The following is a 25,846-nucleotide window of genomic DNA, read 5'->3' on the forward strand; positions in this document are numbered from 1 at the left end:
CCAGTCGGTCGGCACGCGCGCCGTGGCGGGCTTCGCCGAGGCCGTAGCGTCTGGCGTGCCGATGAAGGGGGTGACGCTATTCATAGGCTTCGCGGTACCGTTTCACGACCGTCAGCGCGACGATGTTGAGGAGCAGAGTGACGACGAACAGCGTCAGCCCCAGCGCAAAGGCGGCAAGCGTCTTCGCGCTGTCGAATTCGGCCTCGCCGGTGAGCAGGTCGACGATCTGCTTGGTGACGGTCGTCGTGCTGGCGAACGGGTTGAGCGTCAGCGTCGCGACGCCGCTCGCGGCCATCACGACGATCATCGTCTCGCCGATCGCGCGGCTGACCGCGAGGAGGACGCCGCCGACGACGCCGGGCAGCGCGGCGGGGAGCAGCACGCGGCGGATCGTCTCGGACGAGGTCGCGCCCATCGCCAGGCTGCCGTCGCGCATCGACGAGGGGACCGCGGCGATCGAATCGTCCGCCATCGACGAGACGAACGGGATGATCATGATCCCCATCACGAGTCCGGCGGCCAGCGCGCTCTCCGACGAGGCCCAGCTGATCCCGATCCACACCGCGAAATCGCGCACCGCCGGCGCCACCGTCAGCGCGGCGAAATAACCATAGACGACGGTCGGCACGCCCGCGAGCACCTCGAGGATCGGCTTCATCCACTTGCGCGTGGTCGGGGCGGCATATTGCGTGAGGTAGATCGCGCTCATCAGCCCGAACGGGATCGCGACGATCATCGCGATTACCGCGCCGATGAAGAACGTCCCCCAGAACAGCGGCACTGCGCCGAGCGACGCGCCCGGATCGCGCGCATCGACGACCTGCGGGCTCCAGTGCGTGCCGAACAGGAAGTCGGTGATCGGCACGATCGAGAAGAAGCGCGCGGATTCGTACAGCAGCGAGGCGACGATGCCGACCGTGGTCAGGATCGCGATCAGCGACGCACCGAGCAGCAGGATCATGACGATCCGCTCGACCCGCGTCCGCGCGCCGAACCCCGGCCGCACGCGCAGGAACGCGAAGGTCCCGCCGGCAAAGGCGAGTAGCAGCGCGAGCGCGGTCGCGATCCAGTCGAACCGCGACTGCGCGGCCGCATAGACCGGCGACAGCACGCGGGCGAGCTCGTGGAACGCGCCGAAGCTGCGTCCTTCGGCGAGGCTGCGCGCCTCCGACAGGATCGACGCACGGTCGAAGCCCGGTGGCGGCAGCTGCACCGCGGCGGGGCTGGCAAGCACGGTGTCGGTGACCAGCGCGGGCGCGACGAGCGACCAGGCGACGAGGAAGACGAGCGGCGGGATCGCGGTCCACAGCGCGACATACCAGCCATGATGCGAGGGCAGCGAGCTGAACCGCGCCGTGCTGCCGACACGGAACCGCGCCGCGCGCATGCGGGCGCTCAGCCACGCGATCAGCCCGAGCCCGAGCACGAGGAACAGCAATGCGATCGGCGACATCAGGCGTGGCCTTCCATTGCTGCCACCTGGGCAGGCGCCACGCGAATGCCGATCCGTACCATTCCGGCCTTCGCCGAAATAATGCCGTCTCTGAGTGAAGGCAAAAGCGGGGGCATCACGACAGCACCGCCGGATCGAGGATCGTCTCGTTGGCGATGATCGCCGCGGATCGTGCCTGGATTTCGGGCGGGGCGGCGATCAGGCCGCGCCTGACCAGCGGCCCGGTCGCACTCCAGTTCGCGGCGTAGAGTTTCAGCAATGTCCGCAGTCCCGGAATAGCACTCAGATGCGCCTTCTTCACATAGATGTAGAGCGGGCGCGATCCGGGGTAGCGATTGTCCGCGATCGTCGCATAGGTCGGCGCGACGCCGGATATCGCGACGCCGTTCACGTCGTTCTTGTTCTCCTCCAGATAGCTGTAGCCGAACACCCCGATCGCGTTGGGGTTGGACTGGAGTTTCTGGACGATGAGATTGTCGTTCTCGCCGGCGTCGACATACATCCCGTCCTCGCGGACGCGCGTGCACAGCGCCTTGTGTGCGTCGGGATCGGACTTGGCGAGCGGCTTGGCGGTCGGATCACTCGCCTCGCACCCCTTGGTCAGGATCAGTTCGGCGAGCGCATCGCGCGTGCCGCTCGTCGCGGGCGGGCCATAGACCTGGATCGGGATCGCGGGCAGCGCTGGGTTCACGTCGCGCCAGACGCGCGCGGTATTGGGCGCGCCGCCCGGACGCGCGGCGAGCGCCTTGTACAGGTCGGTCGGCGTCAGCTGCATCTTGGGGCCGTTCTTCGCCTCGGCAAAGGCGATGCCGTCGATCCCGACCTGGATCTCGAGGATCTGGCCCGCGCCGTTGGCCGCGCAGGATTTATACTCGCTCGCCTTCATCCGGCGCGACGCATCCTCGATATCGGGATGTCCCGCGCCAATGCCCGCACAGAACAGCTTCATGCCGGCGCCGGTGCCGGTCGACTCGATGACCGGCGCCTTGGCGTCGGGATCGTTCGCGACCAGCTGCTCGGCGATCATCGTCGTGAACGGATAGACCGTCGACGATCCCACCGCGGTGATCTGATCGCGCGACCCCGCGCCGCCGCCATTGGCCTGATCGACGCACCCGGCCGAGAGCACGGCGATCGCCAGCCCTGAAATCATCCCGATACGCTGCACGTCGATCCCCGTCATGGCCGCGTCCTAGCGTGGCTTGAGCGGATCCTGTGTGACAGTTGCGTTACCGTTTGATGACACGCGTCGAATTGCCGGCCGCATCGCTCGCCCCGCTGCGCCCCGGCGGCAGCGTCACCGAGACGGTCGTGCCGACGCCGACCTGGCTGCTGATGTCCAGACGACCGCGGTGGCGCTCGACGATGTGCTTGACGATCGCGAGGCCAAGCCCCGTCCCGCCGACCGATCGGCTCCGCCCCGCATCGGCGCGGTAGAACCGCTCGGTCAGCCGCGGGATATGCATCGCGGCGATCCCGTCGCCCTCGTCGCGCACCGACAGGCGCACCATTCCGCTGTCGTCGCGGGTCAGCGTGATCGCGATCGGCGTCCCGGCGCGGCCATATTTCATCGCGTTCCCGACCAAATTGTGCAGCATCTGCGACAGCTGCACACGGTCGCCCGAGACCGTATCGACGTCGGGGGCGATCGTCGCGACCAGGTCGCGTCCGCGATTGCTCGCGCCGTCGGCAAGCTCCGAGCGGACGTCCTCGACGAGGCGGGCAAGGTCGATCGGCGTGTCGGGAACGCGATATTTCTCCGCTTCGATCCGGCTGAGCGAGATCAGGTCCTCGATCAGCCGCAGCATCCGCTTCGCCTCGTCGTCCATGACCTTCAGGAAGCGGGCGCGGATCGCCGGATCCTCGCCAGCCTCGTCGCTGAGCGTTTCAATGAAGCCGAGGATCGAGGCGAGCGGCGTGCGCAGTTCGTGGCTCGCGTTCGCGACGAAGTCGACGCGCATCCGCTCGGCGGCATGATGGCCGGTCTGGTCGATCAGATGGACGATGCGCTGACCGTCCGACACTTCACCGACGCGCATCTCCCAGTGCTGGTCACGCGTGCCGAGCCCGACCAGTGCGATCGGCGGCGTCTCGCGCAGGACGGATCCGGACGACAATGCCTCCGCCGCGGCGGGGTGGCGGATCGCGACGCGCGCATCCTCGCCGACGATATGGTCGCCGAGCAGCGCGCGGGCGGCGCTGTTCGCGAGCCCCACCCGCCCTTCGCGGACGAGCAGCACAGGGCCGACGATCGCGTCCAGAGTCTCGTCGAGGATCGCCGTGCCGGGGGGCGGTGCCTCCTCGGTGGCGGCCGGCGATTCGTCGCCGGTCCCGGCCGCGACCAACGCCGCCGCGACGCCGCCGACCAGCGCGACGAGCGTTTCCTGGACGGACTGGCCGATCGCGAAGACGGCGCCCGCCGCACCCGCCGCCACGATGATCGCCCAAAAGGTGCGCAGGCCAAATCCGGTCAACATGCGCGCCTGTCTACCGCATCGGCGGCACGGCGCCAGCCCGTCCCGCAACGGCACGGCGCGGCCGACGCGACGGGGCCGTTGCTTGCCTCGTCTTCAGCTTTGTGAAAGGGCTTTGGTGTAGCGGAGACCCGATGAGCGACGATACGCGCCCCGATGACGACCAGCCGATCGGCACCGACCCGGTGGCGAGCCGGCGTCGCGTCCTCGCGCTCGGCGCGGTTGGTGCGGCGGCGGTCGTTTCGATCCGTCCCGCGCTCGCGCAGACCGCGGGATCGGTGCTGAACTGCGACATCCCGGTACCCGACCCGGGCCGCGCGGGCAGCTTCATCGATGCGCAGGGCAAGGTGGTGCCATCGGGTACCAAGGGCGCATTCCCCGGTGCGACGCGGCCGTTCAAGGGCGAGGAGGTCAAGCGCACGCTGGCGACCGGCGCGCAGCTGCCCGGAACCGACGCCGAACGCAGCCGCGCCTATGTGAACTATATCCGCCGGTTGCAGCGTGGCCAGGGCGGCTTCACCTGCTTTGCCTCGTTGCAGATGCCGCGCGGCTGACGCCGTGGACGATGCCGCGCCGGTGACGTTTCGCGCGGATCCGGCGGATGCGCGGCGGGCCGCGCCGCTCGATGCGTTCACCGCGGTCTATCATCGCCGGTCGGGCATCACGCACCTGCTCACCGAACCCGCGCCGCAGATCCTGGCGATCCTGAGCGAGCACAGCCTGTCGCTCGACGCGCTGCTCGCGCGTCTTTCGCAGGATTATGATCTTGCCGACCCGACGCGCGACGCGCTCGCGGCGCGGCTCGACGAGCTCGTCGTGGCAGGGCTGGTGACGGCGTCGTGAGACACGCGGTATCGCTGCGGATCGGGCCGATCGGCTTTCGGATCGGGTCGGACTGGCGCGCGCCGATCGACCAGCTTCGCAGCCTCTATCGTGACTATCCGCAACCGCACGACGGGGTCGCGGACTATACCGTGCGGCTGTTCGCGCGGCGACCCTGGCGGCGGTGGATTCGCCCCTCGGTGGAGATCGGGGGCGACTATATGCTGCCTGAGGCCGCGCCGCTGCCGTTGCGGCAGGGCCTGCTCGCGGCCGAGATGGCGATGAACCTTCAGATGGCGCTGGGCGCGCGGCGGTATCTGCTGCTCCACGCGTCGGCGGTGGAGCGTGACGGGCGCGCGGTGCTCATGACGGGCATCTCGGGCGCGGGCAAGTCGACGCTGGCGACATTGCTCGCGGCGCGGGGGTGGCGGTTCATGGGCGACGAGTTCGCATTGCTCGACCCCGAGACCGGGCTGGTCCACGCGTTCCCGCGTCTGATCAGCCTCAAGAACGAGGCGATCGCAGCGGCCCAGGCTGCGTGGCCGAACGCGCGGATGGGGCCATTGCTGGCGTCGACGCCGAAGGGCGACATCCGTCACATGGTTCCCGACGCGCGCGCGATCGCGGCGATGGACGTGCCGGCGACGCCGGCGCTGTTGCTGTTCCCGCGCTACGGGTTCGCGGCGGCGGTGCGCGCCGTTCCGCCCGCCGAGGCGTTCGTGCGGATGACGCAGGCCTCGACCAACTATGTCGCGCTCGGCGAGCCCGGGTTCGCAGCGCTGACGGGGCTCATCGCCCGCATCCCGTCGATCGCGATCGACTATCCCGACGGTGACAGCGCGGTCGCGCAGGTCGAGGCGTTGTGCGCGCCGCGATGACTGACCCCGTCACCCGAACCCCGGCGAGCGCGCGGTTTCTCGCGCAGGCACTGGCCGAACCGTCGATCGTGACGCGTCTCGATCCGGCGGGCTGGAGCGCGGTGCTGACGATGGCGCGGGCGGAGCAGTTGATCGGAACGCTCGCGATGCGGCTCGACGGCTTGCCGATGCCGGGGGCGGTCGCCGCTATCCTCGCCGACGCGCGCGCCGCCGCGGAGCAGGGCCGGCGTGCCGCGCTGTGGGAAGCGGAGATGGCGCGGCGGGCGCTCGCGCCGCTTGGCTGTCCGGTGGTGGTGCTGAAGGGGACCGCGTTTGTCGCCGCGGGGCTGATGGCGGGGCAGGGGCGGTCGATCGGCGATCTCGACATCCTCGTCCCGCGCGATGCGCTCGATGCGGCCGAGACGGCGCTGCTGGCGGCGGGCTGGGAATGGGTGAAGCCCGATCCGTACGACGACGCCTATTACCGGCGCTGGATGCATGAATTGCCGCCGCTCATCCACCGCGAGCGCGACCGGATGATCGACGTCCACCACAGCATCCTGCCGCTTACCGCGCGCATCACGCCCGACCCGGTGGCGCTGATCGCGGACAGCGTGCCGCTCGGCAACGGGCTGTCCGTCCTGTCGCCGAACGGGATGATCGTCCATGCCGCCGCGCATCTGTTCGCCGATGGCGATCTCGCCGGCGGCCTGCGCAACCTGTGGGACGTCCGCTGCCTGATCGAGGAATTCGGCACGCAGGGTCTCGCGGACGACGCGGATCGCCACGGTTTGCGGATCGAGGTCGAGCGCGCGGTGCGTCTCGTCGAATGCCTGTTCGGAGAGCGCCCAGCGACCGGGATCGACCGGCTGTTCGTCCGCCGGATGACCGCGCGCGATGGCTGGGGGCGACCGACCCGGCCGGTCACGCGGCTCGCGTTCTACATCCGGTCGCACTGGCTGCGCATGCCGCCGGCGATGCTCGCGCGGCATCTATGGGCGAAATGGCGCAAGGCCCGCGCGCGCGTCTAGTGCAGCGTGCGTATCCGCGGTGGGCGGCTCTGTCGGACCAGCGCGATGATCGCGACGACCAGCGCGATCGCGATCGTGTCGGCGATCCAGTCGCCAATGTCGCAATCGCGGTGCAGCGACGGAATGGACTGCAGCACCTCGACCATCGCGCCCAGAAACGACAGGCGTTCGAGCACCTTCCATCCGCGTGCGGCGGGATAGGCGAACGACGCGAGCGCCGCGAGCGTGGCGAAGGCGAGCATGTGCTGGAACTTGTCGCCGAACCGGTCGATCGGCAAATGCGGCGGCTTGGGCAACAGCGCCATGGTCATCGCGACGACGATCGCGACGACGAGCGCGATCTTGAAAAATCCGGTCAGGTCGCGGTCGCGCCTCATCGCGACAGGCCTTCGAGCGTGGGGATCAGCGCGTCGAACGCGTCGATCACCGCATCCGCGCCAAGCTCGTCGACCGGCTGCATCAGGAACCCGAAGCTGCAGGCGATCGCCGGAAGCCCCGCCGACTGCGCCGCCTGGATGTCGAAGATCGAATCGCCGACGAACGCCGCCCGGTCGCCCCGGGCCTGTTGCGCACAGAGCCGGACCATCTCGTGGATGGGCATCGGCGAGGGTTTGGACTGCGTCAGCGTATCGCCCCCGAGGACACAGGCGAACCGATCGGTCAGGTCGAGCTGGTCGAGGACGATGCGCGCGAACCGCTCGATCTTGTTGGTGACGATCCCGAGCGTGACCCCGCGCGCCGCGAGCGCGTCGAGTGCATCGATCACGCCGGGATAGGGCCTCGTCAGCACGCAGATATTGGCTTCGTAATGCGCGAGCAGCGCGGCATGGAGGCGGTCGAGCATCGCCTCGTCATAGCCGCCCGTCGCGGTCAGCCCCTGTTTGAGCATGTGCCGCGCGCCGCCGCCGATCATTGGCTTGACCTGGTCCACGCTCAACGCGGGGCGATCCGCCAGCGCGAGCGCGTGATTGACCGCGGCGGCCAGATCGCCGCTGGTATCGAGCAGCGTGCCGTCGAGGTCGAACCCGACGATATCGAATGAAAAATGCGTCATTGCCCGGGTGCCTGCCAGCGGCACTATGGAATTGGCAAGGCTTTCGTGGCAGCGGTCCTTCCATGACGACGGATTCTCCAGACCAGCCGATCGCGGTCATCATCCTTGCCGCGGGCAAGGGCACGCGCATGAAGTCCGATCTGCACAAGGTGCTTCACCCGATTGCGGGGCGACCGATGCTGCTGCATCTGATCGCGAGCGCGGGCGCGCTGGCGCCGGCGCGTACCGTCGTGGTCACCGGTGCGGGCCGCGCGCAGGTCGAGGCGGCGGTCGCGCCGCTCGGCATCGCCACCGCGCTTCAGGCGGAACAGCTCGGCACCGGCCATGCGGTTGCGCAGGCGCGCGCGGCGCTCGATGGACTCGAAGGCGACGTGCTGGTCCTCTATGGCGACGTGCCGCTGGTCACCGCCGCGACGATGCAGCGGATGATCGACCGCCTCCACGGCGACGATACGCCGGCCGTGGTCGTGCTCGGCTTCCGCCCCGCCGATCCCGGTGCCTATGGTCGCGTCATCGCCGATGCTGCCGGCCGGATGGACCGGATCGTCGAGTATAAGGACGCGTCGGCGGCGGAACGGGCGGTGACGCTGTGCAATTCCGGGCTGATGGCGGTGCGGTCGTCCGACCTGTTCGCGTTGCTCGACCGGCTCGGCAACGACAATGCCGCGGGCGAATATTACCTGACCGATATCGTCGGGCTGGCAGGTTCGGATGGCCAGGCGTCCGCAGTGATCGAAACAGGGGCGGACGAAGTCGCGGGCGTCAACAGCCGCGGCGAACTGGCGGGTGTCGAGGCGGCATGGCAGGCGACGCGCCGCGCGGAGGCAATGGCCGGCGGCGTGACGCTGATCGCCCCCGACACGGTCTGGTTCGCGCACGACACGATCCTCGGGCGCGACGTCACGATCGAGCCCAACGTCGTGTTCGGTCCCGGCGTCCGCGTTGCCGACGGTGCGGTGATCCATGCCTTCAGCCATGTCGAGGGCGCGACGATCGGTGCGGGCGCGGATGTCGGGCCGTTCGCGCGTCTGCGTCCCGGCGCGGATCTGGGCGCGGGGTCGCGCGTCGGCAATTTCGTCGAGGTGAAGAAGGCGACGATCGGCGCGGGTGCGAAGGTCAACCACCTGAGCTATATCGGTGATGCCGAGATCGGCGCGCGCGCGAACATCGGCGCTGGCACGATCACCTGCAATTACGACGGCTATTTCAAATATCGCACGGTGATCGGCGCGGGGACGTTCATCGGGTCGAACTCCGCGCTGGTCGCGCCCGTCACGATCGGCGACGGCGCGATCGTCGCAGCGGGCTCCGTGGTGACGCAGGATGTCGCCGCCGACGCGCTCGCGCTGGTTCGCCCGCCGCAGGTCGCGAGACCCGGCTGGGCGGCACGGTTCCGCGAAAAGATGCTGGCAATGAAGGCGGCAAGGGCGTGACGCTGCGCACCGTCGGGCTCGTCGCCGCGCTCGGCCTCGCCGCCTGCGCCACGCCGCAGCCGTCGCGCGACGCGCTTCCGGCGATGGTCGCGATCGAGCGCGCGGCGGCGCTCGCACCCGGCGCCTATCGCGGGCTGTTCGTGCTGACGGTGCGCGCGTCGGGGCGGCAGGACGGCCATCTGTACCTCAATTCCGAGACCGACTACCGCGACCAGCGCAACGTCACGCTCGAGATCGCGCCGGTCGCGCAGGGGCAGCTCGAGATGCGGCTCGGCGCGCCCGTCGAGACCGCGCTCCAGGGCCGGCGGATCGAGATCGAGGGCGAGGCGCGCCGGGTGAGGATCGATTTCCTGACCGACGGCCGACCGACCGGCAAATATTATTACCAGACCCAGATTTTCATCGCGCGGGGCGATCAGCTCCGCTCGGTCGACTGAACGAACGGACGTAATCATATGTGTGGCATCGTAGGAATCCTCAGCAACGACGACGTTGCCGGCCGGCTGCTCGACGGGCTCAAGCGGCTCGAATATCGCGGCTATGATTCGGCGGGGATCGCGACCGATTTCGACGGCGCGATCGAGCGGCGGCGCGCGTCGGGCAAGCTGGTCAACCTGGCGAATGAACTCGCCGCGCATCCGCTGCCGGGCAAGACCGGGATCGCGCACACGCGCTGGGCGACGCATGGCGGCCCGACCACCAACAACGCGCACCCGCACGCCACGGGCGAGGTCGCGGTCGTCCACAACGGCATCATCGAGAACTTCAAGCCGCTGCGCGAGGAACTGATCGCGCGCGGTCGGACCTTCACCAGCGAGACCGACACCGAGGTCGTCGCGCATCTCGTCAGCGAGAAGGTCGAGGCGGGGATGGACCCGGTGTCCGCGGTGCGCGAGATCCTGCCGCGGCTGCACGGTGCGTTCGCGCTCGCGATCCTGTTCCGCCAGCATCCCGACCTGCTGATCGGTGCGCGGCTCGGCTCGCCGCTGGTCGTCGGCCACGGCGAGGGCGAGATGTTCCTCGGCTCGGACGCGCTCGCGCTCGCGCCGCTGACGCAGCGTATCGCCTATCTCGACGAGGGCGACTGGGTCGTGCTGACCCGCGACGGCGCGCAGGTCTATGACCGCGACAACGCGCCCGTCGAGCGCGCGATCACGCTGTCGGGGATCACCGGCGAGGTGATCTCGAAGGGCAACCACAAGCATTACATGCTCAAGGAGATCTACGAGCAGCCGATCGTCGTCGCGCAGACTTTGCGTTCGTATCTGAAGCGGATGGAGGGCGAGGTTTCGCTGCCGATCCCCGAATTCGACCTCTCGACGATCAAGCGCGTCACCATCGTCGCGTGCGGAACGAGCTTCTACGCCGGCATGGTCGCCAAATACTGGTTCGAGCAGTTCGCGCGCGTCCCCGTCGACCTCGATGTCGCGTCCGAGTTCCGCTACCGTGCGCCGGTTATGGAGGAGGGCGGCCTCGCGCTGTTCATCTCGCAATCGGGCGAGACCGCGGACACGCTCGCCGCGCTGCGCCACGCCAAGGCCGAGGGGCAGAAGATCGCGGTCGTCGTCAACGTGCCGACCAGCTCGATGGCGCGCGAGGCGGACCTGCTGCTGCCGACGCATGCGGGCCCCGAGATCGGCGTCGCATCGACCAAGGCGTTCACCTGCCAGCTCGCGGTCCTCGCCGCGCTCGCCGCCAACCTCGCGCGGGCGAAGGGGCTGCTCAACCGCGAGCAGGAGCGCGAGATCGCGCGGCACCTCGCCGAGGCGCCCGCTGCGTTGAACGGCGCGCTCGCCTATGACGAGGCGATCGAGGCGATGGCGCACACCGTCGCGGGCGCGCGCGACGTACTGTATCTCGGCCGCGGGACGGATTATCCGCTCGCGCTCGAGGGTGCGCTGAAGCTGAAGGAAATCAGCTATATCCATGCCGAGGGCTATGCCGCGGGCGAGATGAAGCACGGGCCGATCGCGCTGATCGACGAGCATGTCCCCGTCATCGTCATCGCGCCGTCGGGGCCGCTGTTCGACAAGACCGTCAGCAACATGCAGGAAGTGATGGCGCGCGGCGGCAAGGTCGTGCTGATCAGCGACTATGACGGCATCCAGGCGGCGGGCGAGGGCTGCATGGCGACGATCACCATGCCCAAGGTCCATCCGCTGATCGCGCCGCTGGTCTATGCGGTGCCGGTCCAGCTGCTCGCCTATCATGTCGCGGTGCTCAAGGGCACCGACGTCGACCAGCCGCGCAATCTCGCCAAGTCGGTGACGGTCGAATAGGCGGGCGCCGCGGCGCGAGGCTCAGGCTGCGGCGCGCTCGATCGTCGCGGCGCCTGCGGTGCCGTTGAACTGCGCGATCCACGGCAGGAGCGCGTCCGCCTCGAGCGCGGGGGCGAACGCGTAGCCCTGTACCTCGTCGCAGCCCATGTTGGTCAGCATCGCGACCGCCTCCGCCGTCTCGACGCCCTCGGCAACGACGCGCAGGCCGAGCTCGCCGATCAGCGTGATCATCGTCGCGATGATCGTCTCGCCGCGCCCGTCGTCCGCGCCGAGCGCATCGACGAACGACTTGTCGATCTTGACGACGTCCGCAGGCAGCGTCTGGAGATAGGCGAGGCTGCTGTGTCCGGTGCCGAAATCGTCGATCGCAATCCGGATGCCAGTCGCCGCCAGCGCCTCGAGCCGGGCGAGCGCGAGCACGGAATTCTCCATCACCGCGGTTTCGGTCACTTCGAGTTCGAGCATCGCCGGCGGGATCGCGTGGCGCGCAAGCGCGGCGGTGATCTGTTCGACGAAATCGTCGTCCTCCAGATTGGATGTCGCGATATTGATCGACAGCGGCAGCACGAGTCCTTCGTCACGCCAGTGGAGATGCTGACGCAGCGCGGTCTCGAGGACGAACGCGGTGGTCGGCTTTGCCAGCGCGGTGCGCTCGATCACCGGGATGAACTCGCCCGGCGACACCTCGCCGAGCTGCGGATGCCGCCACCGCAGCAGCGCTTCCACGCCCACGCACCGGCGTCGGGCGAGGTCGATCCGCGGCTGATAGACCAGCCGCATCTGCCCGCAGGTTTCCAGCGCCGCGCCGTACGCCAGAAGCAGCGTGATGTTGCGCGACTGTTCGGTCTCCCGTTCGCTGGCCCGCGTGAAGACGCTGATGAACCCCGGCGCCGTCTGCGCATCCTGCGCGGCGCCATGTCCGGCGCGCAGCAGTTCCTGCGACCGCATCGTGCCCAGCGTTACCGGAACGATGCCGGCGGCGGTCGTCGTCACGTACCGCGCGAGCGAGGTCGTGCGCGATGTCTCGAGCCCGGCGGCGACCACCTTGATATAGGCGCTCAACGACACGTCCGCGCGCGACAGGAACGCGAACTGCGTCGCGGCGATGTGATAGACGACGCGGTCCGCATCGACGAGCGTGCGGACCGTCTGTGCGGCGTCCTTCACGAACGTCTCGATATAGCTTGCGCCCATCACGCGCGTCAGCGTTCCCAGTTCATCGGCGCGCGCGAGATCGACCATCACCATGAACCGCTGCTGCCCCGGGCAGTCGCGCGTAAGATCCTCGAAATCCTCGACGAACTGAAACCGGTTGGGCAGGCCGCTGACCGGATCGACCCGGCCGAACGCATGGCGAAGCTCGATCTGCGCCATCACCATGGCCGCCAGATCGGTCAGTGCCGCGGTCTCCTCGGGCGCCGGCGACCGCGGCTCGGTGCCGAGGACGCAAAGCGCGCCGAGCCCGTGCCCGTCATGCGTCACCAGCGGTGCGCCCGCGTAGAACCGGATCCCGGCGTCCGCGAGCGCGCTGTCGCTATAGCAGGGGTCCGAGGCGAGGTCGGGTATGACGAGCATCGCCCCCGTTTCGGTGACCTCGGCGCAGGGTGCCTTGTGCCGCGCGATCGTGTCGTGCGAGATGCCGACGCGCGACTTGAACCATTGGCGATCCGTATCGGTCAGCGACACCGCGCCGATCGGCAGCCCGAAGATCTGGCACGCCATCCGGGTGATCCGGTCGAAGCTCTCGCTCGGGGGCGTGTCGAGAAGATTGAGTTGGCGCAAGGCATAGAGCCGGGCGCCTTCATCCGATACGGACATACGGTGCTCCAGTCGTACCGCGGTTTTGCGGCCACACGAATCAAACTAAACTTATGTTATTAACATATAATGAAATCTTCAGCGGCGTGGCGTCGCCGCGGCTCGGTCACCCCGTGGGTGCGTCGCCTCCTTGGTGCCAATGCGCTTGACGGATCGAACCGACCACGGTGAAGCGACCCGACGCAGGATCGGGGATCGGATATGAGCGAAGCACCATTGGTGGCAGGGATCGAGCTTGGTGGGACCAAGTGCATCTGCATCCTCGCGCGAGGCCCCGATGCGATCGAGGAGAGTGTCCGGATCCCGACGACGCGGCCCGAAGAGACGCTGGCCGCGATCGAGGCGGTGCTCGACCGGTGGAGCGGGTTTACCGCGATCGGCATCGCGAGCTTCGGTCCGGTCTCGATCGACCGGGGGGCGAGCGACTACGGGCACATCACCTCGACCCCCAAGCCGGGCTGGGCGGGCACCGATATCGCGGGGCGCCTGCATCGTCGCTATGGCGTTCCGACCGGCTTCCACACCGACGTCGTCGGCGCCGCGCTGGCAGAGGCCTGCTGGGGCGCAGCGCAGGGCCTTGCCGACATCGCCTATGTCACGGTCGGGACGGGGGTCGGCGCCGGCCTGATCGCCAATCACCGTCCGGTCGATGGTCTGACGCATTCCGAACTCGGCCATATCCGCCCGGTCCGCGTCGCGGGCGACGACTGGATCGGCGCATGCCCGTTCCACGGCGCGTGTCTCGAAGGGCTGGTGTCGGGGCCGGCGATCGCCGCACGGCTTGGTCATCCGGCCGACGATGCAGCCGCCGATCACCCGGTGTGGGACGGCGTCGCCGAGGCGCTCGGGCAATTATGTCATACGCTGGTGCTCACCGGGATCCCGCGGCGGATCGTGATCGGCGGCGGCGTGATGGGGGCGGGCCATCTGTATCCGCGGATCCGCGCGGCGATGACGCGCAGCCTCGGCGGCTATGTCACGCTTCCCGAAGTCGCGCTGGTCGACAGCTTCATCGTGCCGCCGTCACTCGGCGGCAATGCGGGGCCGCTCGGCGCAATCGTGCTTGGTACACAAGCGCTTGGCCAACAAATCGCGGCCGCTTTCACGCCATCTTAACGCTGTTTGCCTAGCCCGCCGACGAACGACGCGAAGCACGGGACACCGCCCTATCCAGCGGAATCCCGTCTCGCGAGGAGCGGTTGTGCATGCGTATTCTGATCGTCGACGACGAGGCTGCCGTCCATGACGGCTACCGGGCCGCCTTTGCGCCCGCCGAGGATCTTGGCGGAAGCAACGGCCGGATCGTCGAGCTTGCGCATGCGCTGCAGGGGCTCGAGGCGGTCAATGCGGTCGCGCAGTCGCGGACCGATGGCGATCCGTTCGCGGTCGCGTTCATCGACATCCGGATGCCGCCGGGGATCGACGGCCGCGAGACCGCGCGGCGAATCCGCGCGCTCGATCCCGACATCGCGATCGTCATCGTCACCGGGCTTGCCTCGATCCGCCTCGACGAGATCGCGCGCGACGCCGGGCCGATCGACAAGCTTTTCCACATCGCCAAGCCGTTCACGCCCGCCGAGGTCCGCCAGACCGCGGTGGCGCTCGCCGAGCGGTGGCACGTCGACCGCCGGCACGACGCCACGCTTGCCACGCTCGCGCGGCGGATCGACCAGCTCGAGGTCCGTGCCGCCGAACTCGCCGCCAACGAGAGCCGTGCGCTGCATCTGGCAACGCATGATTCGCTGACCGACATGCCCAATCGGCTCGCGTTCCAGCGCGTGCTGGGCGAGCGCGCGCGCGTCGACGGCGATTTCGCGACGGTGATGATCGACCTCGATCGCTTCAAGCTGGTCAACGACACGCTGGGCCATCTGGCGGGTGATGCGCTGATCCGCGAGATCGGCATGATCCTGATGCGGTCCGCGCCCGAGGGCGCGATGGTCGCGCGGCTCGGCGGCGACGAATTCGGCGTCCTGTTCGATGCGTCCGGCGAGGCGGAGGCGGTGCGCGCCTGCGACGTGATCATCGCGGCGTGCTCGGTCAGCCTGCAGGTGTTCGGCAATTCGGTTCAGGGCGGGGCCTCCGCGGGGCTGGTCGTCACGCAAGGCGGGGAGGGGATCGATCCGCTCGACATCATGCGCCGCGCGGATCTCGCGCTCAACGACGCCAAGCGCAACGGCCGCCGGATCGTCCGCGTGTTCGACGAGACGATGGACGAGGATATCCGCTTCCGCCGGCGGATCGAGGGCTGGCTCGGCCAGGCGATCGCGCGCAACGAACTCAGCCTCGTGTATCAGCCGATCGTCGCGCGCGAGACGATCGCGGTCGTCGGGTTCGAGGCGCTGCTTCGCTGGGACACCGCGGCGCACGGCGCGATCAGCCCCGCGCTGTTCATGCCGATCGCAGAGGAGTCCAACCTCGTCCATGATCTCGGCGACTGGGTGCTCGACAACGCGCTCGCGGTACTGGCGGACTGGCCGGGGCAATATGTCTCGGTCAATTTCAGCCCGCGCCAGTTCCGCCGGCACAATTTCGTCGACTATGTGCTCGACCGGGTGGCGCGCGCCGGCGTCGCACCTACGCGGCTGCAGATCGAGATCACCGAACCCGCGATCTTCGACGATGCCGAACGCGCCGCGCAGACGCTGGCGACGTTGCGCAGCCACGGCTTCCGGATCGCGCTCGACGATTTCGGAACGGGCTATTCGAGCCTCCACAACATCCGCACCTTCGCGCTCGATTCGCTTAAGATCGACCGCAGTTTCATCGACGGGATGGGCCGCGAGCGCGAGAGCGCGGCGATCGTGCATTCGATCATCCATCTCGGCCGCGCGCTCGGCCTCGGGGTCATCGCCGAAGGGGTCGAGACCGAGGCGCAGGTCCAGGCGCTGCGGCTTGCGGGGGCGAGCCATCTCCAGGGCTATTTCTTCTCGCATCCGATCTGTGCCGACACCGCGCGGACGATGGCGGCGTCGGGGCCGCTCACCGCGGTCGGCAAGGCGAGCGATGCGTCGAGCCGGGCCCCGCTCCGCGCCCTTCGCTAGCCCCGCCCGTCTTGGCAGGCATCACAGCAATATCGGCTGCGCATCCTCTTCGCCGACGATCCCCGACAGCGTCAGCCCGAGCAACCGGACGCCGTCGGGCACGGGCAATTGCGCCATCAACAGGTCGAGTCCGGCGCGCAGGAAGGCCGCCTTGTCGTTGACCGCGCTGTTCGACGACCGCGCGCGCGTGATCGTCCGGAAATCGGCATGGCGCAGCTTGAGCGTGACCGTCCGCCCGCGCGTGCCGTGGCGTTCGATCCGTAGCCAGGCCGCATCGGCAACCCGGTGCAACGCCTCGCGCAGCGCCTCCGGGTCGCTCAGGTTGGTCTCGAACGTCCGTTCCGCGCCGACCGACTTGGCGGGCCGATTGACGCGGACGGGGCGGTGATCGATCCCGCGCGCCGCACCGTAGAGATAGTCGGCATAGCTGCCGAAATGCGCCTGGAGGAACGGCAGCGGCCGCTCGAGCAGGTCCGCACCAGTCAGGATGCCGAGTTGCTCCATCTTTTTGGCAGTCACCGGTCCGACCCCGTGGAAGCGCTTGACCGGGAGCGACGCGACGAAGGCGGCGCCGCGCTTTGGCGTGATGACGCAGATCCCGTCGGGCTTGTTCTGGTCCGAGGCGAGCTTGGCGATGAACTTGTTGTAGCTGACGCCCGCCGACGCGGTCAGCCCGGTATCCGCCTTGATCCGCGTGCGGATTTCCTCGGCGATCGCCTGCGCGGACCCGACGCCGCGAATATCGTCGGTCACGTCGAGATACGCCTCGTCGAGCGAGAGCGGCTCGACCAGCGGGGTATAGTCGGCGAAGATCGCACGGATCTGATCCGAGACCGAACGGTAGACGTCGAAGCGCGGCGGGACGAAGACCAGATCGGGGCATTTGCGCAGCGCGGTGACCGACGGCATCGCGCTGTGGACGCCGAATGCGCGCGCTTCGTAGCTTGCCGCCGCGACCACCCCGCGCGCGCGCGATCCGCCGACCGCGACGGGCCGACCCTTCAGCGACGGATCGTCGCGCTGTTCGACCGAGGCATAGAAGGCGTCCATGTCGACATGGATGATCTTGCGCTGGACCGGCGGGTGGGTAGGAGGGGCGGCCATCTGCACCGCAGATAGGCCCTGACGCCGCGCGGAAACAGAGCGTCGTTACGGCGTTGAGCAAATTCGGCCGGGCGCGCTCTGCGCCGACAAGGGGACCTGACGTGCGGATCGGAACCGAATGCTGGCGTATCGAACGCGCGGACCAGATGTCCGTGATCGTCGATGCGGAGGAATATTTCCGCCAGGCGCGTGTCGCGATGCTGAATGCCAAGCGGCGGATCATGCTGATCGGCTGGGATTTCGATGCGCGGATCCAGCTCGAGCCCGGTGTCGACCGCCCCGGTGAACCGCCCACGCTCGGCGCGTTCATCCTGTGGCTGGTCGAACGCCAGCCCGATCTCGAGATCTTCCTGCTCCGCTGGGATACCGGTGCGATCAAGTCGCTGTTCCGCGGTTCGACGCTGTTCACGATGATGAAGTGGATGCGGCATCCGCGTATCCATACCAAGCTCGACGGGCATCACCCGACCGCGGGATCGCATCACCAGAAGATCGTGATCATCGACGACTGCCTCGCCTTTTGCGGCGGGATCGACATGACCGGCGATCGCTGGGACACGCGCGAGCATCGCCACGACGATCCGCGCCGTCTGCGTCCCTCGGGGCGCGCCTACAAGCCGTGGCACGACGCGATCAGCGCGGTCGCAGGCCCCGTCGCGACCGCATTGGGGCAGTTGTTCCGCGATCGCTGGGTGCTGGCGGGCGGCGTGCCGATCGCCGAGGCGAGCCCGGGGGCGGCCTGCTGGCCCGACGAACTCGGCGTGCATTTCCGCGACGTCGACGTCGCGATCGCGCGGACCGAACCCGAGATGGACGACCAGGTCCCGGTGCACGAGAGCGAGGCGCTGTTCCTCGCGCAGATCGCCGGCGCCAAGCGGCATCTCTATATCGAGAGCCAGTATTTCGCGTCGCGCAAGATCGCCGAGGCGGTCGCGCGCCGGCTCGACGAGGCGGACGGGCCCGAGATCGTGATCATCAACCCGGTGACTGCACAAGGCTGGCTCGAGCCGATCGCGATGGACACCGCGCGTGCCCGGCTGATGACCGCGCTGGCGCACCGCGACGTCCACAAGCGGCTGCGCATGTACCATCCCTACACCAGCGGCGGCGAGGCGATCTATTGCCATGCCAAGATCCTGATCGCGGACGATCAGGTCTTCCGGCTGGGTTCGTCGAACATGAACAACCGGTCGCTGCGGCTCGATACCGAATGCGACCTCGCGATCCGCGCGCGGGACGAGGCGACGAGCACGGGGATCACCGCGATCCGCAACGACTTGATTGCCGAGCATCTCGCGGTCGATATCGAGGTGGTCAATGCGACGATCGCCGAGACCGGATCGCTGATCGAGACGATCGAACGGCTGCGCGGGCAGGGCAAGTCGCTGCGCGCCTATGAGGCGCCCGACCTGACCGCGGTCGAGGAATGGCTTGCGGATAACGAGGTGCTCGATCCCGAGGGCCCCGAGGAGATGTTCGAGAGCTTCTCGGAGCGGGGCCTGTTCCGCCGTCTCCACCTACGCCGCTCGAAGAAGAAATAAGCGATCCTCCCCCGCCAGGGGGAGGTGGCAGGCGCCGCCTGACGGAGGGGGCGGGAAGGGCAACCGAAGTTGCGTGTCCTCCCCCTCCGTCGCCTTCGGCGCCACCTCCTCCTGACGGGGAGGATCAGTGTTAGAACAGCCCTTCGATCAGTCCGTCCGCATCGAGGCGGATCGCCTCCGCCGCCGGCACCCGCGGCAGGCCCGGCATCGTCATGATCTCGCCGCAGATCGCGACGACGAAACCCGCGCCCGCGGCCAGCCGCACCTCGCGCACCGGCACGATATGCCCGGTCGGCGCGCCGAGCAGCGCAGGGTCGCTCGAGAAGCTGTACTGCGTCTTGGCGAGGCACACCGGCAGGTGGCCATAACCGGCATCTTCCCAGCGCTTGAGCTGCGCCAGCACGCTCGGCTCCGCCACAGCATGCTCCGCGCGGTAGATGCGCCGCGCGACCGTATCGATCTTGTCGAACAGCGACAGCTCATCACCGTAGAGCGGCGCGAAATTGGCGGCGTGCGTGTCGCACAGATCGGCGACCGCATCGGCGAGCTTGGTCGCCCCCGCGCCGCCGTCGGCCCAGTGGCGGCACAGGATCGCGCGGGCGCCGTGCGCGCTCGCCGCCTCGTGGACGACCGCGATCTCGGCCTCGCTGTCGGTGTGGAAATGGTTGATCGCGACGACCGCGGGGACGCCGAACTGGCGGATATTCTCGATATGGCGGACGAGGTTGACCGCGCCGCGGCGGACCGCCTCGACGTCCTCCGCGCCCAGATCACCCTTGGCGACGCCGCCGTTCATCTTGAGCGCGCGGACCGTCGCGACGATCACCACCGCATCGGGGGAGAGCCCCGCCTGGCGGCATTTGATGTCGAAGAACTTCTCCGCGCCCAGATCCGCGCCGAAGCCCGCCTCGGTCACGACGTAATCGCCCAGCGCCAGCGCCGCGCGTGTCGCGATCACCGAGTTGCAGCCATGCGCGATATTGGCGAACGGCCCGCCGTGCAGGAAGGCAGGGTTCCCCTCGAGCGTCTGGACGAGGTTGGGCTTGATCGCCTCCGCGAGCAGGACCGCCATCGCGCCGTCCGCCTTCAGGTCACGCGCGGTGACGGGGCTGCGGTCGCGCGTATAGGCGACGACGATGTCGCCCAGCCGCCGCTCCATGTCGGCGAGATCCTCGCTCAGGCACAGGATCGCCATGACCTCGGACGCCACGGTGATGTCGAAGCCCGATTCGCGGGGAAAACCATTGGCGACCCCGCCGATCGACTGGACGATGTCGCGCAGCGCGCGGTCGTTCATGTCGAGCACGCGGCGCCACACGACGCGCCGCACGTCGATCTGCAGCGCGTTGCCCCAGTGGATATGGTTGTCGATCATCGCCGCGAGCAGGTTGTGCGCCGCGGTGATCGCGTGGAAATCGCCGGTGAAATGGAGGTTGATGTCCTCCATCGGTGCGACCTGCGCGCGCCCGCCGCCGGTCGCCCCGCCCTTGGTCCCGAAGCACGGCCCCAGCGACGGTTCGCGCAGCGCGAGCACGGTCTTGCGACCCGTCAGGTTGAGCGCGTCGGCAAGCCCGACCGAGGTCGTGGTCTTGCCCTCGCCCGCAGGCGTCGGGTTGATCGCGGTGACGAGCACGAGCTTGCCGCGCCGCCCGGTCTCGCGCTGCGCCTGCAGCCAGTCGAGCGAGACCTTCGCCTTGAACCGGCCATAGGGCTCGACCGCGTCATCGGGAATGCCGAGCGCGTCGGCGATCTGCGCGATGGGGCGCAGCGCGACGCTGCGGGCGATGGCGATGTCGGTGGTCATGACCTAGTTCTTCAGTTTCCAGCCGCTTTTCAGCAGCATGTAGCACAGGGTGGCGAGCACGACGTCGATCGCCAAGATGACGAGGCCGCCGACGATCACCGGCGAATCGGCAACGCCCAGAAAGCCGTAGCGAAAGCCCGAGATGATGTAGAAGAACGGATTGACGTGGCTGAACGTGCGGAACGCGGGCGCCAGCGTGTCGACCGAATAGAAGGTGCCCGACAGCAGCGACAGCGGCGCGACCACGAAATTGGTTACCGCGGCGGCATGGTCGAACTTGTCCGCCCAGATCGAGGTCAGCACGCCGAGCAGCGCAAGGAAGGTCGCGCCGAGCAGCCCGAACCACAGGATCGCAAGCGGCGCATGCGGCGTGACATGCACGCCGGGGTACAGCGCCATCGCCGCCCAGACGACGCACCCGACGAGCACCGCGCGCGTCACCGCACCGCCGACGAGGGCCGCGAGCAGCTCGCCGGTCGACAGCGGTGGCTGGAGATAGTCGACGATCGTGCCCTGCATCTTGCCGACCAGCAGCGAGAAGCTCGCATTAGCAAAGGCGGGGCCCATCATGCCCTGGCTGATGATCAGCCCGGGGGCGATGAAGTCGGCGAACATCACGGTCTCGCCGCCGACCAGCACGGGGCGTTTGGCGCCCGTCGCGATCGTGAAAACGATCAGGAACAGCAATGTCGTCATTGCCGGTGCCCACACCGTCTGCAGCTGCACCTTGAAGAAACGGCGCACCTCCTTGATATAGAGGGTACGAAGTCCCTCCCAGTTCACGTTGCGAATGACGGGAACGCCGGGGGCGGACTGCACCGCCGACTGGATTTCACCGATTGGGGGCTGGCTGCTCATGGGGGTTGCGGGTAATCGCTGCCGCTGCCGCCCGCAACCCGGTTGACGAAGACCATGTCGGCCGACCCGAAGACTGAGGAACGAACATGTCCTGGACCGACGAGCGTATCGAGACGCTCAAGACGATGTGGGAAGCCGGCCAGACCGCCAGCCAGATCGCCGAAGCGCTGGGTGGCGTCAGCCGCAACGCCGTGATCGGCAAGGCGCACCGCCTCGAACTCCAGGCGCGCCCATCGCCGGTAAAGCCCAACGATCCCGACGCGAAGGCGGCTGAAAAGTCTGGCGATGCGGCCGTCGCGCCATCGCCGGTCGCCGGGGCCGAACCGGTCTCCGCCCAGCCCGTCCCGTCAGAGCCTGCCGCGGTTCCGCCGCCGCCCGTGTCCAAGCCCGCCGTCGTCGCGGCGGCTCCTGCACCGCGTGCGGAGCCGGTGGCGACGGTGCCGGTGGACGCGCCGGTCGAGGCTGCGCCGGCCCCTGCGACTCGCGCAGTCGATCAGGATGACGACGAGGACGAGGATGACGACGACGCGGTCGAGCCGGCCGCGGCGCCGGTGCGTGCGCCACAGCCGATCCTTCGCTCGATCGGGCCCGGTGGCTTCCTGCGCCAAGCACCCGGCGAGCAACAGCCGCCGAGCACGCCGGCACCGCCGCGTCGTCTCGTCCCCGCGAAGCCATCCGCGGACATGGCCGACAAGACGAGCCTGCTCGATCTGAACGACCGCATCTGCAAATGGCCGCTCGGCCATCCCGGCGAGCCCGATTTCCACTTTTGCGGTGACAAGGTGAACCCGGGGTTCCCGTATTGCGTCGCGCATTGCGGCCATGCCTATCAGGCACAGCTCCCGCGCCGTGACCGTCGTCCGACGCCACCACTGCCCTTTGGCGGGCCGCGCGCGCGCTAAGACTGGGGGGGCGTTTTCGCCCCCCTCGGCCCGGGTATTCCTCCCGCGAGCCAGGTCCACAGCTCCACCCCGGCGAAGGCCGGGGTAATGGCGAGCGACGCAAAGTTGCCTTCGACCCCCAATTGGGCTCCGGGGTGGGCCCAAAGAATGCGACAGGTCAAAGAAAAGGGCCGCCTCCCGTAGCAGGAAGCGACCCTTTATTCTCACCCGCGCCGCGGCAAAGCCGCGTCGTCGGACGTCGCCGAGGCGACGCCGGCCGAGCTTGGGGATGTGACGCCTGCTGGCGTCACATCCCCTGCGCTTAGAACCGGAACGCGGCCGTTGCGCGCAGGCTGTGCCAGCGGAAATTGTCGTCGCTGCGACGGAAGTCGGTACCGGTCGTGTTCGGCGCGAGCACGAACGGGTTGGTCGCAGGCTGCGTGCCCTGCGTCACGCGGACGCGGAAGTCGTCGTCCTGATACTGATGGAACATATATTCCATGCCGACCGAGATGTTCGGCGTGACCTTCTGCTCGATGCCGCCGCCGCCGAGGATGCCGAACTGCTGGCGCTTGCCGCTCTGCTGATAGGCGTTGCCCGTGTTCGTGCTGTAGAAGTCGCGGTCGATCCTGGCATAGCCTGCACCGAACGTGCCGTAGAACAGCGTGGTGTTGACCGCATAGCCGGCGCGGCCACGGATCGACGCTTCCCAATCGACGCTGCGCGTCATGACGTAGCTGGCAGGGGTCGTCGAGAACGCGGTCACGCTGTCGGTGATCTCGCTCTTGCCGAATTCGCCGACGACGCCGACGACGATGTTGCCACGCTGCGTGTCCATGCCGACGCGGCCGTAATAGGCGGCGCCGTCCTTGTCCTTGCGGCAGCCGCCGCCGCCGGCGAGCGTCGTCGCGCGCGTCGCACCGTTGCAGAAGCCGCTGCTGAACGCGTTTGCGCCGGCAGCCGTCGTCACGGTGTCGCCGAACCGGCCGTCGAGGTTGCGGTCGAACAGGATCGACGAACCGGCATCGTTCGGCTGGACGTCATAGCCACCCGCTGCGCCGATATAGATGCCGCTGAACGGCGCGTCCTCGGTGGTCTCCTGCGCAAAGGCGGGGGACGCGATCAGGCCGAGAGCGGCCGCGCCGGCAAGTGCGGCGTAGAAGGAAGTGCGCATGTAAACTCCGGGATTGTTTATCTAAACCAATTTAGGAACGGGCCGTCCCGGGAAATATATCCCTCCAGATGACGCGAACATGACAGAAAGTTCATGGTGTGGCTTTCGCGCAACAGCGCTGATCGCTTGCGTGGATCGCCGGCTGCGCCATATACCGAGCCATGCCAGAAGACCTGCCAGAAGGCCTGTTCACGTCCCAGCCCAAGACCGCCCCGACCTATGATGCCTCCTCGATCGAGGTGCTCGAGGGGCTCGAACCCGTCCGCCGCCGCCCGGGCATGTATGTCGGCGGCACCGACGAGCGCGCGCTGCACCATCTCGCCGCCGAAGTGCTCGACAATGCGATGGACGAGGCGGTCGCGGGTCACGCGACGCGGATCGAGGTCACGCTCGAGCCCGGCAACCGGCTGACGATCGTCGACAATGGCCGCGGCATCCCGGTCGATCCGCATCCCAAATTCCCCGACAAGTCCGCGCTCGAGGTGATCCTCTCGACGCTGCATTCGGGCGGCAAGTTCGCGGGCAAGGCCTATGCGACCTCGGGCGGTCTGCACGGCGTCGGCATCAGCGTCGTCAACGCGCTGTCGTCGGACACCGTCGTCGAGGTCGCGCGCGACCGCCAGCTCTACCGCCAACGCTTCGCCAAGGGGCAGACGCTCGGCCCGATCGAGCGGCTCGGGACCACCCCCAACCGCCGCGGCACCAGCGTCGCCTTCACCCCCGATACCGAGATCTTCGGCAACGAGCTCAACTTCAAGCCGCAGCGGCTGCACAAGCTTGTCCGCTCCAAGGCCTATCTGTTCGCGGGCGTCGAGATCCGCTGGCACTGCGCACCCGAGCTGATCAGCGACGATACGCCCGCGCAGGCGGTGTTCCAGTTCCCCGGCGGGCTCGCCGACCATCTGCGCGACCAGGTCGCGGGTCGCGAATGCGCGACCGCAGACTTCTTCTCGGGCTCGCAGGATTTCCCGAGCGCGCAGGGCGAGACGCAGGGCCGCGTCGAATGGGCGATCGCGTGGCCGCTGTGGAGCGACGGCTCGTACAGCTGGTATTGCAACACCATCCCGACCCCCGATGGCGGCACGCACGAACAGGGCCTGCGGCAGGCTTTGGTGCGCGGCCTGCGCGCGTTCGGCGATCTGGTCGGCAACAAGAAGACCAAGGATATCAGCGCGGACGACGTGATGATCGGCAGCGAGCTGATGCTGTCGGTGTTCATCCGCGAACCGCAGTTCCAGAGCCAGACCAAGGATCGCCTCACCAGCCCCGAGGCCGCGGGGCTCGTCGAAAAGGCGGTGCGCGACCATTTCGATCATTTCCTCAGCCACAACATGGACCGCGGCAAGGCGCTGCTGAACTATGTGCTCGAGCGGATGGACGAGCGCCTTCGCCGCAAGCAGGAACGCGACGTCAAGCGCAAGACCGCAACGTCTGCGCGAAAATTGCGCCTGCCCGGCAAGCTGACCGACTGCTCCGCCAACTCGCCCGAAGGGACCGAGCTGTTCATCGTCGAGGGTGATTCGGCCGGCGGCTCGGCGAAGCAGGCGCGCGATCGCAAGACGCAGGCGATCCTGCCAATCCGCGGCAAGATCCTCAACGTCGCGTCGGCGACGAGTGCGAAGATCTTCGCGAACCAGGAAATCGCCGACCTGACGCTCGCGCTTGGCTGCGGCACGCGGAAAGACTGTGTCGCGGACAATCTGCGCTACGAGCGCGTCGTCATCATGACCGACGCCGATGTCGATGGCGCGCATATCGCGACGTTGCTGATGACGTTCTTCTTCCAGGAGATGCCCGACATCGTCCGCCGCGGGCACCTCTATCTCGCGCAGCCGCCGCTCTATCGCCTGACCGTCGGCACGAAGAGCGTCTATGCGCGCGACGACGCGCATCGCGCCGAACTCGAACGCACGGTGTTCAAGGGCAAGAAGGTCGACGTCGGCCGCTTCAAGGGGCTTGGCGAGATGAACCCCGGCCAGCTCCGCGAGACGACGATGGACCCCGCGACGCGCGGCATGCTCCGCATCACGCTGCCGCAGGAATATGAGGAACGCGCAGGGGTGAAGGATCTCGTCGACCGCCTGATGGGCAACAACCCCGCGCACCGCTTCGCCTTCATCCAGGAGAATGCCGGCCGGCTCGACGAGGAAGCGATCGACGCGTGATCGTTGGGGCAGCGGGGGCGGTCCGATCGCCGCCCCGCTGCCCCCGCATCACTG

At 68.3% G+C, this 25,846-nt stretch carries 22 protein-coding genes; 12 read left to right on the forward strand and 10 right to left on the reverse strand.

Going from position 1 to position 25,846, the window contains the following annotated elements; all coding sequences use genetic code 11:
• Positions 1 to 76 precede the first annotated feature (76 nt).
• The 3 genes from pstC to ASE72_RS10730 form a co-directional block, all read right to left on the reverse strand.
• Positions 77 to 1,453: a phosphate ABC transporter permease subunit PstC gene (gene pstC / locus ASE72_RS10720; RefSeq protein ID WP_056020667.1), complete on the reverse strand. Its 1,377-nt coding sequence runs from the start codon at positions 1,451 to 1,453 to the stop codon at positions 77 to 79.
• Between the two features lie 115 nt (positions 1,454 to 1,568).
• The gene (locus ASE72_RS10725; protein WP_056020670.1) at positions 1,569 to 2,636 is read right to left on the reverse strand and encodes a substrate-binding domain-containing protein; all 1,068 of its coding nucleotides are present in this window, start codon (positions 2,634 to 2,636) and stop codon (positions 1,569 to 1,571) included.
• 46 nt (positions 2,637 to 2,682) lie between these two features.
• On the reverse strand, positions 2,683 to 3,930 hold the full coding sequence (locus tag ASE72_RS10730; protein ID WP_056020674.1) for a sensor histidine kinase: 1,248 nt from the start codon (positions 3,928 to 3,930) through the stop codon (positions 2,683 to 2,685).
• Between the two features lie 131 nt (positions 3,931 to 4,061).
• Between ASE72_RS10730 and ASE72_RS10735 the strand changes: the two genes are divergently transcribed.
• Genes ASE72_RS10735 through ASE72_RS10750 form a run of 4 tightly spaced genes read left to right on the forward strand, consistent with a single transcriptional unit; the run spans position 4,062 to position 6,637 of the window.
• Positions 4,062 to 4,481 (forward strand): hypothetical protein, encoded by a 420-nt coding sequence (locus ASE72_RS10735; RefSeq protein ID WP_056020676.1) that lies wholly within the window; start codon positions 4,062 to 4,064, stop codon positions 4,479 to 4,481.
• Between the two features lie 4 nt (positions 4,482 to 4,485).
• Entirely contained in the window at positions 4,486 to 4,770 is a 285-nt protein-coding gene (locus ASE72_RS10740; RefSeq protein ID WP_235532323.1) for an HPr-rel-A system PqqD family peptide chaperone, read from the forward strand.
• Positions 4,767 to 5,627, forward strand: a complete 861-nt coding sequence (locus tag ASE72_RS10745) for an HprK-related kinase A (RefSeq protein WP_056020679.1) — start codon at positions 4,767 to 4,769, stop codon at positions 5,625 to 5,627. The genes ASE72_RS10740 and ASE72_RS10745 overlap by 4 nt, the downstream gene beginning before the upstream one ends.
• Positions 5,624 to 6,637, forward strand: a complete 1,014-nt coding sequence (locus tag ASE72_RS10750) for a nucleotidyltransferase domain-containing protein (protein ID WP_056022176.1) — start codon at positions 5,624 to 5,626, stop codon at positions 6,635 to 6,637. The genes ASE72_RS10745 and ASE72_RS10750 overlap by 4 nt, the downstream gene beginning before the upstream one ends.
• Here ASE72_RS10750 and ASE72_RS10755 read toward each other — a convergent pair.
• Together ASE72_RS10755 and ASE72_RS10760 are read right to left on the reverse strand one after the other, a co-directional pair.
• On the reverse strand, positions 6,634 to 7,014 hold the full coding sequence (locus ASE72_RS10755; RefSeq protein ID WP_056020681.1) for a hypothetical protein: 381 nt from the start codon (positions 7,012 to 7,014) through the stop codon (positions 6,634 to 6,636). The genes ASE72_RS10750 and ASE72_RS10755 overlap by 4 nt on opposite strands.
• Positions 7,011 to 7,691 (reverse strand): HAD-IA family hydrolase, encoded by a 681-nt coding sequence (locus ASE72_RS10760; RefSeq protein ID WP_056020684.1) that lies wholly within the window; start codon positions 7,689 to 7,691, stop codon positions 7,011 to 7,013. The genes ASE72_RS10755 and ASE72_RS10760 overlap by 4 nt, the downstream gene beginning before the upstream one ends.
• Before the next feature lie 62 nt (positions 7,692 to 7,753).
• Between ASE72_RS10760 and glmU the strand changes: the two genes are divergently transcribed.
• Genes glmU through glmS form a run of 3 tightly spaced genes read left to right on the forward strand, consistent with a single transcriptional unit; the run spans position 7,754 to position 11,403 of the window.
• Positions 7,754 to 9,124 carry a bifunctional UDP-N-acetylglucosamine diphosphorylase/glucosamine-1-phosphate N-acetyltransferase GlmU gene (gene glmU / locus ASE72_RS10765; RefSeq protein ID WP_056020687.1) on the forward strand — a complete coding sequence of 457 codons (1,371 nt, stop codon included), beginning with the start codon at positions 7,754 to 7,756 and terminating at the stop codon, positions 9,122 to 9,124.
• Positions 9,121 to 9,561 carry a hypothetical protein gene (locus ASE72_RS10770; RefSeq protein WP_056020690.1) on the forward strand — a complete coding sequence of 147 codons (441 nt, stop codon included), beginning with the start codon at positions 9,121 to 9,123 and terminating at the stop codon, positions 9,559 to 9,561. The genes glmU and ASE72_RS10770 overlap by 4 nt, the downstream gene beginning before the upstream one ends.
• A gap of 18 nt (positions 9,562 to 9,579) precedes the next feature.
• Positions 9,580 to 11,403 (forward strand): glutamine--fructose-6-phosphate transaminase (isomerizing), encoded by a 1,824-nt coding sequence (glmS, locus tag ASE72_RS10775; protein ID WP_056020693.1) that lies wholly within the window; start codon positions 9,580 to 9,582, stop codon positions 11,401 to 11,403.
• A gap of 21 nt (positions 11,404 to 11,424) precedes the next feature.
• Here glmS and ASE72_RS10780 read toward each other — a convergent pair whose 3' ends face one another.
• Complete coding sequence (locus ASE72_RS10780; protein ID WP_056020696.1) at positions 11,425 to 13,221, reverse strand: sensor domain-containing diguanylate cyclase; 1,797 nt, start codon at positions 13,219 to 13,221, stop codon at positions 11,425 to 11,427.
• Between the two features lie 201 nt (positions 13,222 to 13,422).
• Between ASE72_RS10780 and ASE72_RS10785 the strand changes: the two genes are divergently transcribed.
• Together ASE72_RS10785 and ASE72_RS10790 are read left to right on the forward strand one after the other, a co-directional pair.
• On the forward strand, positions 13,423 to 14,337 hold the full coding sequence (locus ASE72_RS10785) for an ROK family protein (protein ID WP_056020700.1): 915 nt from the start codon (positions 13,423 to 13,425) through the stop codon (positions 14,335 to 14,337).
• A gap of 89 nt (positions 14,338 to 14,426) precedes the next feature.
• Positions 14,427 to 16,265 (forward strand): putative bifunctional diguanylate cyclase/phosphodiesterase, encoded by a 1,839-nt coding sequence (locus ASE72_RS10790; RefSeq protein WP_056020701.1) that lies wholly within the window; start codon positions 14,427 to 14,429, stop codon positions 16,263 to 16,265.
• Positions 16,266 to 16,286: 21 nt separating this feature from the next.
• Here the strand turns inward: ASE72_RS10790 and dinB are convergent, their stop codons facing one another.
• Positions 16,287 to 17,369, reverse strand: coding sequence for a DNA polymerase IV (gene dinB, locus ASE72_RS10795; protein WP_056020704.1), 1,083 nt, complete (start codon positions 17,367 to 17,369; stop codon positions 16,287 to 16,289).
• Positions 17,370 to 17,515: 146 nt separating this feature from the next.
• Between dinB and ASE72_RS10800 the strand changes: the two genes are divergently transcribed.
• The gene (locus tag ASE72_RS10800; RefSeq protein WP_082446018.1) at positions 17,516 to 18,910 is read left to right on the forward strand and encodes a phospholipase D-like domain-containing protein; all 1,395 of its coding nucleotides are present in this window, start codon (positions 17,516 to 17,518) and stop codon (positions 18,908 to 18,910) included.
• Positions 18,911 to 19,040: 130 nt separating this feature from the next.
• Here the strand turns inward: ASE72_RS10800 and ASE72_RS10805 are convergent, their stop codons facing one another.
• Positions 19,041 to 20,714 carry a formate--tetrahydrofolate ligase gene (locus tag ASE72_RS10805; RefSeq protein ID WP_056020709.1) on the reverse strand — a complete coding sequence of 558 codons (1,674 nt, stop codon included), beginning with the start codon at positions 20,712 to 20,714 and terminating at the stop codon, positions 19,041 to 19,043.
• A gap of 3 nt (positions 20,715 to 20,717) precedes the next feature.
• A complete protein-coding gene (locus ASE72_RS10810) occupies positions 20,718 to 21,572 on the reverse strand; it encodes an ABC transporter permease (protein ID WP_056020712.1) in 855 nt (284 codons plus the stop codon).
• 86 nt (positions 21,573 to 21,658) lie between these two features.
• Between ASE72_RS10810 and ASE72_RS10815 the strand changes: the two genes are divergently transcribed.
• Positions 21,659 to 22,474, forward strand: a complete 816-nt coding sequence (locus ASE72_RS10815; protein ID WP_056020716.1) for a GcrA family cell cycle regulator — start codon at positions 21,659 to 21,661, stop codon at positions 22,472 to 22,474.
• A 301-nt stretch (positions 22,475 to 22,775) separates the two neighbouring features.
• Here ASE72_RS10815 and ASE72_RS10820 read toward each other — a convergent pair whose 3' ends face one another.
• The gene (locus ASE72_RS10820) at positions 22,776 to 23,627 is read right to left on the reverse strand and encodes an outer membrane protein (RefSeq protein WP_056020719.1); all 852 of its coding nucleotides are present in this window, start codon (positions 23,625 to 23,627) and stop codon (positions 22,776 to 22,778) included.
• A gap of 161 nt (positions 23,628 to 23,788) precedes the next feature.
• Here ASE72_RS10820 and parE point away from each other — a divergent pair, with 161 nt between their 5' ends.
• The gene (gene parE, locus ASE72_RS10825; RefSeq protein ID WP_156350383.1) at positions 23,789 to 25,792 is read left to right on the forward strand and encodes a DNA topoisomerase IV subunit B; all 2,004 of its coding nucleotides are present in this window, start codon (positions 23,789 to 23,791) and stop codon (positions 25,790 to 25,792) included.
• Positions 25,793 to 25,846: the final 54 nt, after the last annotated feature.

This window comes from Sphingomonas sp. Leaf20 (assembly GCF_001421535.1).
GTDB lineage: Bacteria > Pseudomonadota > Alphaproteobacteria > Sphingomonadales > Sphingomonadaceae > Sphingomonas.

Coding starts and splice junctions, on each gene's coding strand:
- pstC (WP_056020667.1), bottom strand. CDS start 1,453: ATGTCGCCGATCGCATTGCTGTTCCTCGTGCTCGGGCTCGGGCTGATC.
- ASE72_RS10725 (WP_056020670.1), bottom strand. CDS start 2,636: ATGACGGGGATCGACGTGCAGCGTATCGGGATGATTTCAGGGCTGGCG.
- ASE72_RS10730 (WP_056020674.1), bottom strand. CDS start 3,930: ATGTTGACCGGATTTGGCCTGCGCACCTTTTGGGCGATCATCGTGGCG.
- ASE72_RS10735 (WP_056020676.1), top strand. CDS start 4,062: ATGAGCGACGATACGCGCCCCGATGACGACCAGCCGATCGGCACCGAC.
- ASE72_RS10750 (WP_056022176.1), top strand. CDS start 5,624: ATGACTGACCCCGTCACCCGAACCCCGGCGAGCGCGCGGTTTCTCGCG.
- ASE72_RS10755 (WP_056020681.1), bottom strand. CDS start 7,014: ATGAGGCGCGACCGCGACCTGACCGGATTTTTCAAGATCGCGCTCGTC.
- ASE72_RS10760 (WP_056020684.1), bottom strand. CDS start 7,691: ATGACGCATTTTTCATTCGATATCGTCGGGTTCGACCTCGACGGCACG.
- glmU (WP_056020687.1), top strand. CDS start 7,754: ATGACGACGGATTCTCCAGACCAGCCGATCGCGGTCATCATCCTTGCC.
- glmS (WP_056020693.1), top strand. CDS start 9,580: ATGTGTGGCATCGTAGGAATCCTCAGCAACGACGACGTTGCCGGCCGG.
- ASE72_RS10780 (WP_056020696.1), bottom strand. CDS start 13,221: ATGTCCGTATCGGATGAAGGCGCCCGGCTCTATGCCTTGCGCCAACTC.
- ASE72_RS10785 (WP_056020700.1), top strand. CDS start 13,423: ATGAGCGAAGCACCATTGGTGGCAGGGATCGAGCTTGGTGGGACCAAG.
- ASE72_RS10790 (WP_056020701.1), top strand. CDS start 14,427: ATGCGTATTCTGATCGTCGACGACGAGGCTGCCGTCCATGACGGCTAC.
- dinB (WP_056020704.1), bottom strand. CDS start 17,369: ATGGCCGCCCCTCCTACCCACCCGCCGGTCCAGCGCAAGATCATCCAT.
- ASE72_RS10800 (WP_082446018.1), top strand. CDS start 17,516: ATGTCCGTGATCGTCGATGCGGAGGAATATTTCCGCCAGGCGCGTGTC.
- ASE72_RS10805 (WP_056020709.1), bottom strand. CDS start 20,714: ATGACCACCGACATCGCCATCGCCCGCAGCGTCGCGCTGCGCCCCATC.
- ASE72_RS10810 (WP_056020712.1), bottom strand. CDS start 21,572: ATGAGCAGCCAGCCCCCAATCGGTGAAATCCAGTCGGCGGTGCAGTCC.
- ASE72_RS10815 (WP_056020716.1), top strand. CDS start 21,659: ATGTCCTGGACCGACGAGCGTATCGAGACGCTCAAGACGATGTGGGAA.
- ASE72_RS10820 (WP_056020719.1), bottom strand. CDS start 23,627: ATGCGCACTTCCTTCTACGCCGCACTTGCCGGCGCGGCCGCTCTCGGC.
- parE (WP_156350383.1), top strand. CDS start 23,789: ATGCCAGAAGACCTGCCAGAAGGCCTGTTCACGTCCCAGCCCAAGACC.